Raw genomic sequence first — 16,147 nt, 5'->3', positions numbered from 1 at the left:
CTTTACACTCCCTTCCCCACATAATTTATGAGTAACTCCACAGTATTTTCTACATCTTCCAGAGAGACAACTTCGCTCGGAGAATGCACATATCTTGTGGCAATCGATACCGTGGCAGAAGGTATGCCAGATCTTGTTCTTTGAAGTGCTGCAGCATTTGTCCCGCCAAACGTGAGAACCTCCATCTGATACGGAATTTTCTGTTGCTCGGCTATCTGTATGAGTTTTTCTACGATATTTCTGTTACTGATTGAAGCCCTGTCTTTGATCTTTATCGCCGGACCCTTCCCAAGAGCCATCGAGTGTCTCTTGAAAGATTTTGGATAATCTGAAGAATCAGTGACATCAATAGCAACACACACATCAGGAACCAAAGAATAAGCAGCAACCGATGCACCAATGAGTCCTACCTCTTCCTGTACTGTAAATGAACCTATGACTGTATTGTGAGGCTTCTCAATCCTCTTGAGAACTTCGACTATGATAGCACAACCTATTCGATCATCCATGGACTTACTGATCAACAGATCTCCGTTTTTGTAGAAATATGAATCGTAAACACCAAAAGAACCTATGGGCACGATCTTCATCGCTTCATCACGATTTCTCGCTCCAATATCGACAAACATATTGTCTAAATTCAAATTCGTGAAATTCTTCTTTCTCTCTTCTTCCGTTTCTCCTTCTACGTAAACAACCCCTACAACATTTGGAAACCTAACCCTGTGACCAACATAAGAATGTGGTGGAACTCCTCCTACACTCTCTACCCTCAGAAAACCTTTCTCATCGATATTTGTAACGACAAGCCCTATTTCATCGGCGTGTGCATCAAATAAGACCTTCTTGCCACTTGAACCTGTCTTCCATACCAAAAGATTTCCAACATTATCGAATTTATAACCATCTATGTGTCCTTCCAGTTCTTGAAGAATCAGATTGTGTACCTCTTCTTCTCTACCACTTGGTCCATATGCTTGTGTTAATTTTTTTATGAGATCTATCATCTTGCAAATGCCTCCCCTTCCTCGAGAATTTTTTGTAAAAGTAGAACCGTATTATTGTAATCGTTCAAATCAATCATGGAAACCGGGCTGTGAATGTATCTCGAAGGCACAGATACAACACCGGCTGCGGTACCTGCTCCCGTTCTCGCAAGACGCGCCGCATCGGTTCCCCCGGCGGTTCTCCTCTTTGACTGATATGCAATTGAATACTTTTGAGCGACTCCAATTATCGACTCGTATACCTTTTTATTCACGACATATCCTCTGTGCATGAAGGTAATCGCAGGACCATCGCCAAGATGGGTTGCCCATTGATATTCTGGTAATTCAGGGTCATCACCAGCAGTAGTTCCTTCAATCACTATCGCTATATCAGGATGAATTTGCTCAACCACAACAGCACTACCTCTGAGTCCCACTTCCTCTTGAACAACAAAGGTAAAATACACATCATCTTCGTATCGATCATTTTTGTCAATTAGGTCCATTAAAACCGAACACCCAGCACGATCATCAAAAGCCTTACCTGTCGCTCTACCATTTTCTTGATCAAATGTGGTGGTAAAAGCCACATAATCACCTATTTTGACTTGCTTTGATGCCTCATCTTTCGATTTTGCTCCTATGTAAATACGCAATTGTTCTACTGACAACGGCTTGAGTAATTGTTCTCTATCTTGTATGTGAATGGCTTTATATCCAATCACACCTAAGACCTTACCGTTTATACGAACAACTTTGCCAGCCATGACTTGTGTCTCAACTCCACCGACTGGAGAAAATGACAGAGTACCATCTTCTTCTATATTCGTTACCATGAAACCAACCTCGTCCATATGTGCTGCCAGAACGATCTTTCTTTTTCCTTTCGTTCCTTTTTTGTAAGCTATCAGATTACCAAGTACGTCTACTTTTACTTCATCAACTTTGTCCCTTATTTTCTGATTTATGAAATCCCTTACTTGTTGTTCATTGCCCGATACCCCGTCAAGCTCTGTCAACTCTTTCAGATACAAAATTACACCTCCCTCACTCGATTGTCGTAGCTAAGGCTAACAACCTTGCCGTTTCTTCTACATCTTTTGGATCTACAACTTCAACGGGTGTGTGCATGTACATAACCGGAATGGAAATAAGAGCCGTGCGTATACCACTTCCCGTGAGTTGTATTTCATCTGTATCGGTTCCTGACCTACCTGGAGCTGGTTCAATTTGTGTTTTAACATTGTTCTTTTGAGCAACTTCACACAGTTTATTCTGAAATTCCCTATCAATAGACGGACCAACACAAACAGCAGGACCTTCACCAACTTTGATCTGTACAAATTGCGGGATTTTTACATCACCGTGTGTCACATCCACCACAATTGCTCTATCGAGTTTGAGTTCATACGCAATCGATATGGCTCCTGGACCAGCGATTTCCTCTTGACCTGAAAAGATGAAGTAGACATCCTGATAATTTCTCACAGTTTGTAGCAATTCAGCTGTCAAAACTAAAGAAGCACATCCTGCTCTGTTATCCATTGCCTTACCACATAATTTGCCATCTAATTCGATTGGTTTCATATCTACCACACATATATCTCCAACTGAAACGTATCTACCCAATTCGCTACAAGAAAGATCCACAAAGATCTTGTCAAAACCGGGTACCTTGTTTCTGTGTTCTTCCTTTTGAAGATGAGGAGGAAGAACACCTATGACTCCTTTTGCCATACCCTTTCGCGTATAAACCTTGACTCTCTGCGCAAACATGATCTTCGGATCCACTCCACCAATTGTCTCTAATCTTGCGAAAAGTCCATCTTCTATCTTGGCTATTACATGTCCAACTTCATCTGCATGAGCAAAGATACCAAGTTTTCCCTTACCCAATCCCCTTTTCTCTGCAACCAGAGTACCGACTTTGTTATACCAAATTTTGTCGACAAATGGTTCAATCCTTTTTTCTATAACTTTCAAAACTGCTTCCTCATACCCAGAAGGTCCATCCAAGGACGAAAATTCTTTTATCAACTCTTTTACATCCAATTTCATCACTCCCTTATTGAAATTTTACATCTTTTGCTTTTTGAACTACAATCTTGTTGTCTTTTACATGTATCACAACAGGTTCATCAGATGGTTCTATCTCTCTGAGTGTGTATCCAGAGATTTGAATCAAAGTTGGGTGTATAGACAAAGCCGCTATTACTGCCTGATCACCTTCATTCAGACCTGCGCGCAAGATACCCTTTACATCACCAAAAACGGCTATTGAACCACCAGCCATGATTTCCGCACCGGAATGGACATTTCCTATCACAATGACATCACCGGAATGGATCAATGCCTGACCAGATCGAAGATTTTTCTTGACAACTTTTGTGCCAGACTTTGTCTCACCTTCTTCGACCATCTTCATTCTTCCACGAACGTTTATATTCTCACCCGAAGTGGCACCCATGAGTATTTGGGAAACTTCCAAGCCCATATTTTTCAAAACAGAGACAATCTTTGGCATATCTTGGGAATGTTTCTCATTGTTTTCAATCATCAACATGATCTTGTCACCAGTCGCAAAAAAGCCACTCATTTGGGATATACGCGACCCGAGTTGGTGGATAACCGTTTCTAAATCCTCGTAATCTTTTATCACCAAGACAAGACCTTCTTTGGTCATCTTGAAATCTACAAAGTCAAAAGGCAATACAAATCACCCCCAGTGTATCAATACGATTCTATCACGCTATAATATCAACATGAAAGAGAATTACATGGAGGCGGATTTTGTTGTTCAAGTTCAGGTTGGAAAGATTACTGCAACTCAAGACTTCTCAGGAAAATCAAATAAAATTGGAACTTGCGGCTGTTAGAATGAAGATCAATGAGTTACAAGAACAAATTGGACTCGCTGAGAATTCACTGCGTGATCTTTACAAAACAATGCTTCAGAATTCTTCAAAAGGCACAACAGGTGTACAAATCAGCCAGTGGTTCATGTACATAGATATGGAAAAAATGCATTTAAAGAGATTGTACGAACAGCTCGATCAACTCAAAAAGCAAGAAGAAGATCTCAAAGAACAATATCTTTCTGCGAGAAGGGATAGAAAAGTACTACAAAATTTGAGAACAAGGAGATTCAAAAGATATGTCTTTGAACAAGATAGGCTCAACAGATTGTATCTGGATGAAATTGCTTTGAGAAAGGTGGCTAAAAGTGAAAGATAGTGCAGTATTGCAGTTACCTGTTTCAACAATTGCCTACATCGGCGATGCAGTATATTCTCTACACTGTAGAATTAAATATTTAGACTTGTTAAGGGTTGACAGAATCCACAGAAAGGTGAATCAAATAGTTTCAAGGAGCGGTCAAGCAAAGAGTTTGGATAGATTGATGAGCATGCTCAATGAAACAGAGTTGTCGTTGGTGAAAAGAGCAGTGAATAGCAAAGCTGCAAAAAAGCACGGTAATGATCCTCTGTATCGTAAGAGTACTGCTTTTGAAGCACTCCTTGGATTTCTTTACCTATCACAAAACTATGATAGATTAATGAAACTGATCGAAATCACTTTGGAGAATGACGAAAATGATAGTCTACGGTAAAAGTGTCTTAGATGAGATCATAAGAACCCACTATCCTGTTAAGAAAATCTATCTCAAAGAAAGCGATGACGACAAATTCAAAGCGATTGAGCAACTGCTCAAAAAAAATGGCTATTCATACACTTACACAACTTCGAAGCATCTGGAAAAGCTGTGTGGAGAAGAAAAGAATCAAGGTATTGTCATAGATTTGGATTTCAATTACAGCGACGAAACAGCTCTTAATGGTAATTTGATCGTTTTGCTCGACCATGTCGTTGATCCACACAATCTCGGTGCAATAATCAGAACATCTGTTGGTGCCGGTGCGAGTGCCGTTGTGATCACTAAGGATCGTTCAGCCAAGGTAACAGCCGCTGTCGTAAAGGTCTCTGCTGGTACAGTTTTTAGGATACCAGTTGTTGTCGTCACAAATCTTGCCAACACAATTGAAAGATTGAAAGAACGAGGTTATTGGGTATATGGAACAGATATGCGAGGTAAAAATCTCTTCGATGAGAGATTCATACCACCAGTCGCCGTTGTCTTTGGGAATGAAGGAGAAGGCTTGAGCAGAATCGTCAAAGAAAGATGCGATCAATTGATCAGCATACCTATGTTTTCATCCATAGATTCACTGAATGTCTCTGTGAGCGCTGGGATAGTGTTGTTTGAAATAGCAAGGAAATGTGCCAGTATGAAAAATTAGGAAAGGACAATCTGGATGGTTAATTTCGATTTTGAATACAAATCACCTCAATTGTCAAGTGGATATATAATGAAAGGGAAAAATTTCAGAGTATCGTTGATTAAGTATCCAACACTCTATAAGAATCCTTTACCTGGTACAGAAACGGTGGAAATTTACCATATCGAACCTAAAGAAAAGCCGATTGGTTCTTTGATACTTTTGCACGGACTTGGCACGATGAATATTCCCTTTTTATTATGGATGGGTATACACATAGCAAATGCCGGTGTGAGAACCTTTCTCCCAATTCTCCCGGGAAATCTCACACGAACTGCCGATGGTTCGGTGAGTGGTAGGGAGTATTTCTCAACAGACGTGAAAAAAATGGTACTGTTTTGGGAACATGCAGTTGTTGATGTACTCACTACGCTACATATCGCTAAAGAAAAAAATTGGTGGCACGAAAACAACTGTCTTGTTGGGTATTGCTTGGGTGGGATGATCTCGGTAATTCTCAGTGCATTAACCGAGGAATTTCGCAAGACAGTTGTTATAACCTCTGGTGGAGATATAGCCACTTTGATGTGGTACTCACCCACACTTGCCTATTTTCGAAGAGATATCGAGAAAGGACTCGGTAAAGAATACAGAATGGATGACAAGAATTGGCTCTTAGAGACTTTTGAGAAAGATATCAAGAAGCTCGATTCTTTTAAAAATATACAGGAAATGATAACTTCACAGATCCATCCAATACTCAAAATCGATCCAATTGCTTATGCAAGATTCGTACAAACAAATAGAATAACTTTTATAGAAGCTTTATTTGACAGAGCCTTACCGCTTAGGACGAGAAAAATTCTCTGGAATGCCCTTGGAAAACCAAAAAGATACATAATTCCCACAGGACACGTGACTTGGTTACCTTTCCAATATTTTCTCGGAAGCCTCATTTTAAAAGAGATGAACATAAAAGAATTCAAGAGAAAGGTCAAACTACTCGAGAAACCAAAGATTGAAGAGAAATGAATCACTTGTTTCTCACTTCTATTAATTTTGGTAGGAGAAAATCTGGTGTTTTCACCTTTCCTTTATAGAGCTTATCCCTGAGTTCTGTCGGAGTTGCGTTGATCATTTCAAACCAAAAACCCTCAATTTGTATTGCCCAAATATCTTTGGTGGGTTCACAAAAAAACATAGGAGATGTCGATTTGTAAATGATGTTAATCCCGTCGTTGGCAATTCTTTTAAGTTGATACACACCATCGACTTTCTCTACAAAGTAGCTTACCAACTTTTCATCTTGATCAATCTTTTCTCTGAAGATGAATGCATTACCATCTTTGGAAACATTACCAACTGAAATTGAATGGAACCAAAAATCCATTCTCAAAAAATCAACAGCCATAAAAAAATCAATCTCTCTATCTACTCTACCAATGGTTTTTCTAAAGTGTGTTATCACTGTATTTAGAATAACAGCCGCTATGGAAACGAAGATCAAAGAAACGATCAAATAGATAAGAATTTGAATACTTATGGATCCTATAGAGATCACTCCAAATCTTCTCTCAAAAACTCATAAACTTCTCCATTCAATATTGCACATCCAGCGGCTCCTCTTATAGTGTTATGGACAAGCGCTACAAAGCGAAACCTCTTTTCCGAGATCTGTACAAGCCTCCCTATACTCACCGACATACCATTACCCAAGTTTCTGTGCAATTTGGGTTGTGGCGATCTCTGCTCAGGCAGATAAATCAGGGGTCTCTCAGGAGCTGTTGGAAGATTCAAGTCTTTCAATGGACGAAATTCTTCAAAGGCTTTGATAATGTCCTCAACGGTTGCTTTTTGGCATGTTTCCACGAAAACTGAAAGCATATGACCATCTTGAACGGGTACTCTGTTGCACTGAGCTTGTATATCAAAATCAGCGAATTCAACATGATCGTTCTTAAGGTTGCCCAAAATCTTTCTTGATTCTGTCATTATTTTCTCTTCTTCATTCTTTATATAAGGTATGACGTTATCAAGAATGTCCAACGATGCAACACCAGGATAGCCTGCACCCGAGATGGCCTGCATTGTCACCACATGTACCTGTTGAATGCCAAATCGATCCATTATCGGCTTGAGCGCCATAACAAGACCTATCGTTGAACAATTGGGATTCGTAATGATTTTGCCGGGTGTCTTCTGATGGTCGATCAAATTCAAATGATCAAGATTCACCTCTGGAATCATGAGGGGAACATTTTCATCCATTCTGTGACTTGCTGCATTTGAGAATACTATATACCCAGATTTGACAAACTCATCTTCTATCGGTCCTGCTATGTCCGATGGAAGTGCCGAAAAGACATAGTCACAATCAAAATTTGGCTCGCATTTTTGTACTTGCATCTGACAGACTTTATCTGGAATTGGCGTGTCTAAATGCCATTGTACAGCTTGTGAATATCGCTTACCAGCAGAATTATCTGAAGCTGCAAGCACCGAGATTTCAAAAAAAGGATGATTTGAAAGAAATTCAACAAATCTCTGTCCAACCAATCCTGTGGCACCAAGAATGGCGATCTTTTTCATGGCATTACCCTCCTCTACCATAAATAGCCTCTATCAAAGCCTTCGTTGACTGTCCTCGACCCATAGTGAAGATGTGTATACCAGGAGCACCAAAAGAAAGTAATTTCTCTGCAAGTTTTGCGATGTACTTGGTACCAATTTCGAATTCTTCCTTTGGTGTTCGAGCTTGTTGCATTTGTACTAAGAACGATTGAGGAATATTGACAAAGAATTTCCTTGGGATACTATAAATCGATTTCAAATTCACAATGGGTTTTATTCCTGGTATCACCGGGACATTTATGCCATATTCCTGAATCATCTGTATAAAATTCTTGTACACATCAAAATCAAAGATCATTTGGGTGATCACATAATCTGCACCTGCATCGACTTTTTCCTTTAAGTGTTTCAGATCTTCCTCCATATTTGGAGATTCAAAATGTTTTTCCGGATATCCTGCAACACCTATACAGAAATTCGTTGGTTGAGCATTTTCACAAGGATATAGGTATTTTCCTTGGTTCATATCTGAAATCTGTTTCACTAACTCAGATGCATGCTTGTAAGTATCTTTTTCATCAAAATCAGGTTCATTTTCATACTCACCCCGAATGACGAAAATATTTTCGACCCCAATCAAATGAAGATCTATGAGCATGTCTTCTATTTGGTATTTATTCATTCCAAAGCAAAGTACATGCGGGACAACATCTATCTTGTACCTATTCATCAACGCTGCTGTAAGACCAACGGTTCCAGGTCTTTTGACCTTTGGAACCTTGATTATCCTATCTGGCAGTTCCACATAGGTCATTTCTGGGGCATGTCTTGTGACATTTACGAAATTGACTGGAAAGACCATCAAACTATCCAGAACACGATATATCTCATCTATGCTCTGTCCTCTACCTGGGGGTAGAATTTCTATCGAGAGAATCTGTGATTTTTTAATTCTCTCAGTCACTTTCACTTTTACCACCCACTTTAGATGGTATGAAAATTAATTCGTGCTTACCTATTACACCGAGTTTGTCTTGGTAAATGACCAAGGTTGCCTGAACATGTTCATTCAAAGCTACTTCAAGTAACTTCTCGATATCTTCTTCGGTTTTTATCATATTACAATAAGCAGTTGCAAAGGCATCAGCAATGGTGGCATTTTCACAGATAACAGTCACTGCGTCGGCTTTTCCAAAACTAATCGAGTGCCCTACAGTACCAGAAGAAGTACAAACTCCCCAGCTACCAGCTGGTAATCTAAAACCAATCTTTTGTGACAACGGGGAATCTCCTGCATAAATACACACAGTCACAGGTTGTGTGTTCTTTATGAATATATCACCGCCGTTTTCCACAAGGACTTCGGAACAATTGAACTTTTCAATTAGTAATCTCCCCACTTCATCTGCAAAGGCACCGGCAACAGCTGCCATGGGACCAACACACGCATATTCCGCTGCTTCTGCCATCTTTTTTGCAATCTCGGGACATTGTGGAGAAACTTTCACCGGCTGAAAAGACAAAAGGAAATCTCTGTTTTCTTTCATATAATCACGTAATTGTTCATGTAATTCAATGACGAGTCGTTGTGTTGTATCTACCATTTCCTTTTTAAATCTATCCACGCCGATCCACAGATCGGTCTCCATGTAGGAAATATTAAAACTTTGAAATCTTCCATTGTGTAGATCACGATAAAATCTATTCATCTGGTGGTAATTTCACCCCTACTGGACATGTATCAGAACACATACCACACATCACACACCTTTCGGCAAAAAAGGTGAACTTATTATTGACCAGCGCTAAGGCATCAAATGAGCAAAGACTTACACATAGACCACAATCGACACAAGTTAACTTTTTAGATTCAAATTGCTTACCTTCTGTTTTCTCAACAAGTCCTTTCACAGTGTAATTTTCATTGAACAATTTCACTGGTTGAGTGAGTAAGAACTTGCCTTCATCTATCCAATTTTTCAAAACAGAGGCTATCTCTCGAGCCATTGAAAGACTCGATATCGGAGAGGTTTTGATTCTCTTTCCGTTGATCTCAACCCATCCAGATCTCAATTGAGCATAGTTAACCTGACCGATAGTGGGCTTACCTGGTTTACCGTAATCTTTTATCTCTGTCTCGATTTCTTCATTTGCTCGAGATACATGATAGGCGATTTCTTCGTTCAAGATTGGTATAGGGACTCCAATACCCACAAAGAGTGTTACACCATAATTCTTGAAATACGCTGCTCTTAAGTATCTTGAATTCATTTTCTTCGCATCACCAATTACTGCAAGGGTTCTTGCCGCACTGATTGGAATTTCATTTTCGTTCACCTTTACATTGTTTCTGAACTGAGTTCCAGTCCAGACTACATAACCTTCAGCCCCACAAAGAAAAATCTTCGTTCCAAGACCTATCGTGAGCATTTTTGGATCTTTCAAAAGTGGACTCAATTCACCAGAAGTTGAATAGGTCACATTACCGTAGTTTGGAAGCAATTTCCCCATATAAGTATAGATCGTTCTCTCAGAGCTATTTGTTGCAGCTGCATAGTTCTGGTAGGCATTTCTCGGATTAAAAAGAAAGAAGTCGTTTATCATATCTTTGTTTATATACCCTTCGAAGTACTTTCTTGGATAACAATCGGTACCTTTGCCGGATGCCCTCAGATATAAATCTTCTCCATTGATAAGCGCTTCGATTATGTGAGCCCCACCAAAACTCTTATCATCTCTCGATTCTTGTGTTGCTCCTATATACCCATCAACTGCAGCGAGGCCTCCATATACTTCAACTCCAGAAAGATCGATCTTTTCCATTCTCATCGGAGGAGTCGTATGACCAAAATTGATGAAGGCACCACTTGAACACATAGGTGCAAAAGTTGCGGTGGTCACAACATCTACCGTTTGTGCAATTTCTTTGGGACTTGACTGTTTTGCAAGCTGAACGACTTCCTCAGCCGTTAAAACTACTGCCTTCCCATTCCTAATTTTTTCGTTGATCTGCTCAATTGTTTTCACCATTCTCACCACCCCTGAAAAATTCTTCATGAATAGCCTGCAGTGCTTTGTCTCTATCGGTTAACCTGACTATGAAATATATGGTCACGTCAGATGCACCCGCAGAAATCATCTCAACATTTATATTCTTCCTTGAAACGGCTGTGAAAATTCTGGCAGCGATACCATGTCTTTTCAAGAGTCCATCTCCAACCGCAGCTATTAATGATATCTCCGTTTTGTAATGGATATCCTCAACCTCTGCTATTTGCATTTTTGAGGTTATTCGCTTACATTTTTCCAAATCTTGCTTCGAAATGAGAACATTTATACTGGTCTGCGAAGTAACAACGGATTTGATATTCACACCTTCATTGCCTAAGGTAGACGCTATCTGACCCAATAATCCAGGAACACGTCCAACATTGGTACCTTTGAACTGTATGACGGCGATATCATCGGTGAAGGATATACTCTTTATTATCGTTTCTGCAACAGAGTCATTGAAAGAAATTATCGTGTCTGGTTTGTCTATCGATTCAAAACTATTGATATTGAATATGTAAAGGGGAATATTTTTTTTGCGTACAGGGTCAACTGATGCGTGATGAAGGATCTTAGCTCCGAAATAGGAAAGCTCAGCGGCTTCGTCATAATTCAATCTTCTGACTGGTCTAACTCCATCAACATATTTTGGATCACAGGTCATAAAACCAGACACATCTTTGTACAGATCGACCCTGTTTGCATCTAAGCAGTATGCTATCGATGTTGCTGAATAATCGCTTCCACCACGACCAAGAATTGTTATTTGACCTTCGTGAATGCCATAAAACCCGGGCACGATGTAATTTTCATCTTGCCTGAAAAACCTTTTGAGATTGATTTCAGAATTGACTAAGTCCACAGAAGCATTCTTGAATTTACCATCTGTCACCAACCCGAATTCTTCAGGAAGAGCTTCTTTGCAATGAATATTATTTTTATTCAGATAGTGAGTTAAAAGAAATGAAGAACATCTCTCTCCATGACTCACGATTTGGTCATAGACAAAGTCAGGAACTTTGCCTATCAACTTTGTACCCAAAAGGATTTCCTTTATCTGATATACCCTTTCTCTTAATTGAAAACTTTCTTCACTTAAAAAACTTCGATAAGTTGAATACAACTCTTCAAGAAATTTATCTACATCAAGATCGGCGATATTATTCAAAGCATCTATCAATCTGTTCGTAACACCATTTACAGCGGAAACAACCACGATAAAAGGTTCTCTATACATACTAATCACTTTGAGTATTTTCTCAAGATCTGTCTTGTTTCTCAAATTAGATCCACCAAATTTGAGAACGATCACTTATTTTGCACCTCCTTGTACGAATTTTTTACAAAACTCCAATGCCTGTACTGCGTCTTTGGCGTACATAACCCCAAATTGATCTGCTAATTGTTGGTTCATCGAAGCCCCGCCAGCTAACAGAAAAACATTGATTTTCTCTGATCTCAATAAATCTGCGACCTCTTTCACCTGACCAACGGTTGTGGTCATCATGGCAGAAAGTCCGACTATATCTGGGTTATATTCCTTGCATTTTTGCAAAATTTTCTCAGCTGGTACATCTTTACCTATATCGTAGACTTCAAAACCTCCACTTCTAAGGACTGTTGCAACGATCTTCTTGCCGATATCATGTATATCTCCCTGAACTGTTGCAAGAAGTATCTTTCCAAGTTTTATCCGTGATTCACCAAGCAAGTTATTCAAATAATCAAAGGCAGGTTGTACTGTCTCTGCCGCTAAAATCAAATGTGGTAAATAGATGCTCCCGTTTGCATAAAGTGTTCCAATTTTTTTCATAGCTTCCGCAAGTACTTGCTGGCTTATGTACAAAGGATCATGTTGTTTTAGAAGTTCCTGAACAACATTCATCAATTGTTCTTTTTGTCCCTTGATTATGATATCAACGAGTGGATCATGCAAAACATTCTCGACTTTCACAATTTCTTTTCCTTGCAACGACAGAGCACCTTGTAAAGCCCCCATAGTAAGAGCTTCTTTGCTGTTGAGTATAGCGGCATTCAAACCGTTTTCAACACATAAAGCCAAAAAAGCAGCATTTATGTGTTCTCTATTCGGCATACCAAAACTCAAATTTGAAAGACCAATTGAAGATCTCAAACCAGCTTTATTGATAAGATCTATCACTTTCAAAGTTACATGGTAGTCGTTCTTTGCTCCTATTGGAAGAACAAGTGGATCGAAATAAACTCGATCGAGTTCGACTCCATTTCCTTTTAGTATCTCTGCAGCCTTTAGTACCAACTGAAATCTTTCTTCCGCAGTTTTGGGAATATCTTTTTCCATAGCAAGAACTATCAGCAGTCCTCCATATCTCTTCAAAAGATTAATCCTTTCAACCAAGTGGTCTTCTCTTGCAAATGCGGAATTGATCAAACCCCTTCCGACATATTCTTTCATTGCGATCTCCAAAAAATCAAGGTTCTGTATATCGAAGGAGACTGGTAAACAAGAATGCTTGTCAAGTTGGATAATCGCTTGTTGAAAATGTTCTTTTCTCAAAAGTTTCTCTATACCAAAATTAATATCTATTGCTGTACATCCTTCCTGTTCCTGTTCTTGTGCGAGAGTTAAAACACCAGAAAAATCTCTCTGTTGAATTTGAGCTTGGAGTTTCTTCTTCCCGCTCGCGTTTATTCTCTCTCCTATTATCAAGAAAGTATCGATTGGCTTTAGATTTGTTCTTGAAGAAAGATATTGAATATCAATTATTTCTCTCTTTCTTGGTTTCTGTGTTCCTATGTACTTGGTCATGACCTTTATGTGTTCTGGACCGGTACCACAACACCCGCCGATTATGTTAGCGCCAAGCTCGACAAAGTCTGCCATATACACTGCAAATTCTTCAGGGGTTGTCCTGTAAGAAAGTTTTCCATTCTCTAAAAAGGGTTTCCCAGCGTTTGGTTCAACGCTCAATGGTTTCTTACTGTACTTAGCTAATCTTGCAAAAATCGAAAGCATCTGCTTAGGTTCGAGCGAACAATTCACACCAACTACATCGACATCAAGATCGTTCATAAGTGTAGCGAAGATCTCAACAGATGTTCCCGTCACGGACTTTCCATCTTCTTCAAAGGTCATATGTGCAATCAATGGAATATCATTTGACAGATCTCTCACCGCAAGGATGGCGGCTTTGAGTTCTTTCAAATCTGACATTGTTTCGATGATAATTCCATCTACTCCAGCTTTTATCAAAATTGAAGCTTGTTCTTTGAAGATTTCATAAACTTCATCAAAGCTGATCTCACCAAAAGGTTGAACGAAACTACCCGTTGAGGACATGTCTCCAAAGACAAGTTGATTTTTGCATACCGATCTTGCTATCTCAACGGCGTTGAAATTTATTTTCTCTATCTCTGATTCAAAGCCATGCGCTCTCAATTTCATTCTATTGGCGCTGAAAGTATTTGTAAGCAGGATGTTTGCGCCAGCTTGGATATAATCGCTTTGAAGTCTTTCAACGATCTCTGGTTTACTTATATTGAGCAACTCTATCAAACCTTTGTATCCCCTCTTGAAAAACTCCGTGCCATAAGCGCCATCTAAGAATAAAACCTTTTCCCTCAACATCTGCAAAAATTCACTTCTCTTCATTGAACCACCCCACCATGCACGTCGTGGTTTTTCTTGGAACCATAACGCCACTGTCTAAAACCGTCACTTGATCAACTCCCAAAAATTCTTTAACTATGTACTTATTAATCCTCAGATCAACATTCCCATAACCTGGAGAAAACCTCATCGTACCCATACCAAATCTTTCCCTGAGTGATTGATCAAAATTCTCGTTGAGGGTTTCAAGTGCCTCAGATGCCCAAGAATCAATTATAAAAGCATCAAAGGTTTTTCCTTGCTCAGATAACTGTGATATCAGTGTATCTACCGCTGAACCAAGTGTGGATAAAAATATCGTCATTTTCTTGATATTACCAAAACTCGATGGAATGATTTCTTTTGGCAGTATAGAAAGATCTGATGTTCTGTAATAAACAACAGGTTCTATTTTCTCAAGTGCGATCAAAAACAGTTCATTGACACGATGTATGAAATCTTCATCGAGCTTACCATATCTTGCCCCTGCTCTCGCCAAAAAGATTTTCTTATCTGGCATGCAATCGAGTTTTCCTGGGTAAAAAACCTCACTCACTTTTTTCCCTCCATGATTGATCTTTGGTTAAAAAAAGGGCGTTCCCATTTTTGGAAACGCCCCTTTTAGTACCTCCAAGCACGATTAAATGCCTGGAGCACCTCCAGGGGCATGAATGCACATTATCATAACTATCACGTTGTTCTCAAAGTGAATAAATATACCAAGACTTTTCACTGCAAAACCTCCATCTTCATTTTTCTTATTATATCTATCAGAAAATTACACCTTTATTTTTGAAAGGTAAAAAATAATGCAGCACAAAGCTCGATTGATTTTTCTTTGAGTATATGTTTTTTCAAAAGACTTTTCTTTCTCTTAGTACTTTCGAAAAAATTTCAATGCGATAATCTTCAAAGAGGTGATGTCTACTGACTAACTTTCTCTTTTTGGGACTTGAGTATATAGTTTCATGTCTGACAGTATTGTTTGCCATACGATTTCTGAAAAAAGAAGGATTATACGTAGCCCTTGCTACTCTGATAGTTGCATCAAATTTAGGAGTGGCAAAACTCTTTAACCTCCTTGGTCTTGAAGTGACGGCTGCAAATATGAGCATGGGTATGGCTTTCGCTGTCTATTCGATCATCACAGAGATCTATGGACAAAGAGAGGGGAGAAAAGCCATCTGGATAGGTTTTTTTGCTCAATTCATTTTCGTATTACTTGGACTTGTTTATGTAGGATATATACCTTCTTCAAACGATGTAGCTCAGGGTTATCTTTCAAATGCCTTTGCCTTCACACCGAGAATAGCTCTTGCCAGTTGGATTGCTTATATACTCTCGGGCTATTTTGCCGTCTGGATACACGATAGACTGAGAACTAAAACAAAATTGTGGATGAGAAACAATATCGCGACAAAACTTGGACAAATCTTGGACAATTTCGTTTTCGTGAGTTTGGCATTCGTAGGAATATACGATTTCAGAACACTGCTAAATATATACCTTACAACCACAGTTATTGAGTTTGCACTGGATTATGTCGATACGTGGGTTGTGTATGCTGGGGTCAATATGCTAAAAAAAGATATACTTGGCAAAAACTGATTGCCTAATTTGGAGGTGATAAG

17 protein-coding genes are annotated in these 16,147 nt (G+C 39.2%); 5 read left to right on the top strand and 12 right to left on the bottom strand.

Annotated features, from left to right (window positions below; all coding sequences use genetic code 11):
• Positions 1-2: 2 nt before the first annotated feature.
• From TSP02S_RS03450 to minC, 4 genes are read right to left on the bottom strand one after another with little or no spacing between them, the layout of a single operon-like run.
• Positions 3-1,007, bottom strand: coding sequence for a M42 family metallopeptidase (locus tag TSP02S_RS03450; protein ID WP_041081893.1), 1,005 nt, complete (start codon positions 1,005-1,007; stop codon positions 3-5).
• The gene (locus TSP02S_RS03445) at positions 1,004-2,023 is read right to left on the bottom strand and encodes a M42 family metallopeptidase (RefSeq protein ID WP_041081891.1); all 1,020 of its coding nucleotides are present in this window, start codon (positions 2,021-2,023) and stop codon (positions 1,004-1,006) included. The genes TSP02S_RS03450 and TSP02S_RS03445 overlap by 4 nt, the downstream gene beginning before the upstream one ends.
• Positions 2,024-2,036: 13 nt before the next feature.
• The gene (locus TSP02S_RS03440) at positions 2,037-3,047 is read right to left on the bottom strand and encodes a M20/M25/M40 family metallo-hydrolase (RefSeq protein WP_332370265.1); all 1,011 of its coding nucleotides are present in this window, start codon (positions 3,045-3,047) and stop codon (positions 2,037-2,039) included.
• A 7-nt stretch (positions 3,048-3,054) separates the two neighbouring features.
• On the bottom strand, positions 3,055-3,672 hold the full coding sequence (gene minC, locus TSP02S_RS03435) for a septum site-determining protein MinC (protein WP_041084070.1): 618 nt from the start codon (positions 3,670-3,672) through the stop codon (positions 3,055-3,057).
• Between the two features lie 110 nt (positions 3,673-3,782).
• Between minC and fliJ the strand changes: the two genes are divergently transcribed.
• From fliJ to TSP02S_RS03415, 4 genes are all read left to right on the top strand, one after another.
• Complete coding sequence (fliJ, locus tag TSP02S_RS03430) at positions 3,783-4,223, top strand: flagellar export protein FliJ (protein ID WP_171816313.1); 441 nt, start codon at positions 3,783-3,785, stop codon at positions 4,221-4,223.
• The gene (locus TSP02S_RS03425; protein WP_041081885.1) at positions 4,213-4,599 is read left to right on the top strand and encodes a Mini-ribonuclease 3; all 387 of its coding nucleotides are present in this window, start codon (positions 4,213-4,215) and stop codon (positions 4,597-4,599) included. The genes fliJ and TSP02S_RS03425 overlap by 11 nt, the downstream gene beginning before the upstream one ends.
• The gene (gene rlmB / locus TSP02S_RS03420; RefSeq protein WP_041081883.1) at positions 4,583-5,287 is read left to right on the top strand and encodes a 23S rRNA (guanosine(2251)-2'-O)-methyltransferase RlmB; all 705 of its coding nucleotides are present in this window, start codon (positions 4,583-4,585) and stop codon (positions 5,285-5,287) included. The genes TSP02S_RS03425 and rlmB overlap by 17 nt, the downstream gene beginning before the upstream one ends.
• Positions 5,288-5,356: 69 nt before the next feature.
• Positions 5,357-6,298 carry an alpha/beta hydrolase gene (locus TSP02S_RS03415; RefSeq protein ID WP_332370264.1) on the top strand — a complete coding sequence of 314 codons (942 nt, stop codon included), beginning with the start codon at positions 5,357-5,359 and terminating at the stop codon, positions 6,296-6,298.
• Position 6,299: 1 nt separating this feature from the next.
• Here TSP02S_RS03415 and TSP02S_RS03410 read toward each other — a convergent pair whose 3' ends face one another.
• The 8 genes from TSP02S_RS03410 to TSP02S_RS03375 are packed head-to-tail and all read right to left on the bottom strand — an operon-like array spanning position 6,300 to position 15,072.
• Complete coding sequence (locus TSP02S_RS03410; protein ID WP_041081879.1) at positions 6,300-6,827, bottom strand: hypothetical protein; 528 nt, start codon at positions 6,825-6,827, stop codon at positions 6,300-6,302.
• Positions 6,824-7,855: an aspartate-semialdehyde dehydrogenase gene (asd, locus tag TSP02S_RS03405; RefSeq protein WP_041081877.1), complete on the bottom strand. Its 1,032-nt coding sequence runs from the start codon at positions 7,853-7,855 to the stop codon at positions 6,824-6,826. Before asd ends, TSP02S_RS03410 begins: the two co-directional genes overlap by 4 nt.
• Before the next feature lie 4 nt (positions 7,856-7,859).
• Positions 7,860-8,807 (bottom strand): methylenetetrahydrofolate reductase, encoded by a 948-nt coding sequence (locus TSP02S_RS03400; RefSeq protein ID WP_171816312.1) that lies wholly within the window; start codon positions 8,805-8,807, stop codon positions 7,860-7,862.
• Positions 8,794-9,486 carry a UPF0280 family protein gene (locus TSP02S_RS03395; protein WP_232503756.1) on the bottom strand — a complete coding sequence of 231 codons (693 nt, stop codon included), beginning with the start codon at positions 9,484-9,486 and terminating at the stop codon, positions 8,794-8,796. The genes TSP02S_RS03400 and TSP02S_RS03395 overlap by 14 nt, the downstream gene beginning before the upstream one ends.
• Before the next feature lie 52 nt (positions 9,487-9,538).
• Positions 9,539-10,867, bottom strand: coding sequence for a homocysteine biosynthesis protein (locus TSP02S_RS03390; protein ID WP_171816311.1), 1,329 nt, complete (start codon positions 10,865-10,867; stop codon positions 9,539-9,541).
• Positions 10,851-12,200 (bottom strand): aspartate kinase, encoded by a 1,350-nt coding sequence (locus TSP02S_RS03385; RefSeq protein ID WP_041081873.1) that lies wholly within the window; start codon positions 12,198-12,200, stop codon positions 10,851-10,853. Before TSP02S_RS03385 ends, TSP02S_RS03390 begins: the two co-directional genes overlap by 17 nt.
• Positions 12,201-14,519, bottom strand: coding sequence for a homocysteine S-methyltransferase family protein (locus tag TSP02S_RS03380; RefSeq protein WP_041081870.1), 2,319 nt, complete (start codon positions 14,517-14,519; stop codon positions 12,201-12,203).
• Entirely contained in the window at positions 14,506-15,072 is a 567-nt protein-coding gene (locus TSP02S_RS03375) for a methionine synthase (RefSeq protein ID WP_198407761.1), read from the bottom strand. Before TSP02S_RS03375 ends, TSP02S_RS03380 begins: the two co-directional genes overlap by 14 nt.
• A 389-nt stretch (positions 15,073-15,461) precedes the next feature.
• On the opposite strand from TSP02S_RS03375, the gene TSP02S_RS03370 reads away from it, so the two are divergent.
• The gene (locus tag TSP02S_RS03370; protein ID WP_232503755.1) at positions 15,462-16,124 is read left to right on the top strand and encodes a queuosine precursor transporter; all 663 of its coding nucleotides are present in this window, start codon (positions 15,462-15,464) and stop codon (positions 16,122-16,124) included.
• Positions 16,125-16,147: the final 23 nt, after the last annotated feature.

It is taken from the genome of Thermotoga profunda AZM34c06, from assembly GCF_000828675.1.
Lineage (GTDB): Bacteria > Thermotogota > Thermotogae > Thermotogales > DSM-5069 > Pseudothermotoga_B > Pseudothermotoga_B profunda.
The sequence above is the reverse complement of the archived record's forward strand: the minus strand, read 5'-3'. Positions and strand labels throughout refer to the sequence as shown.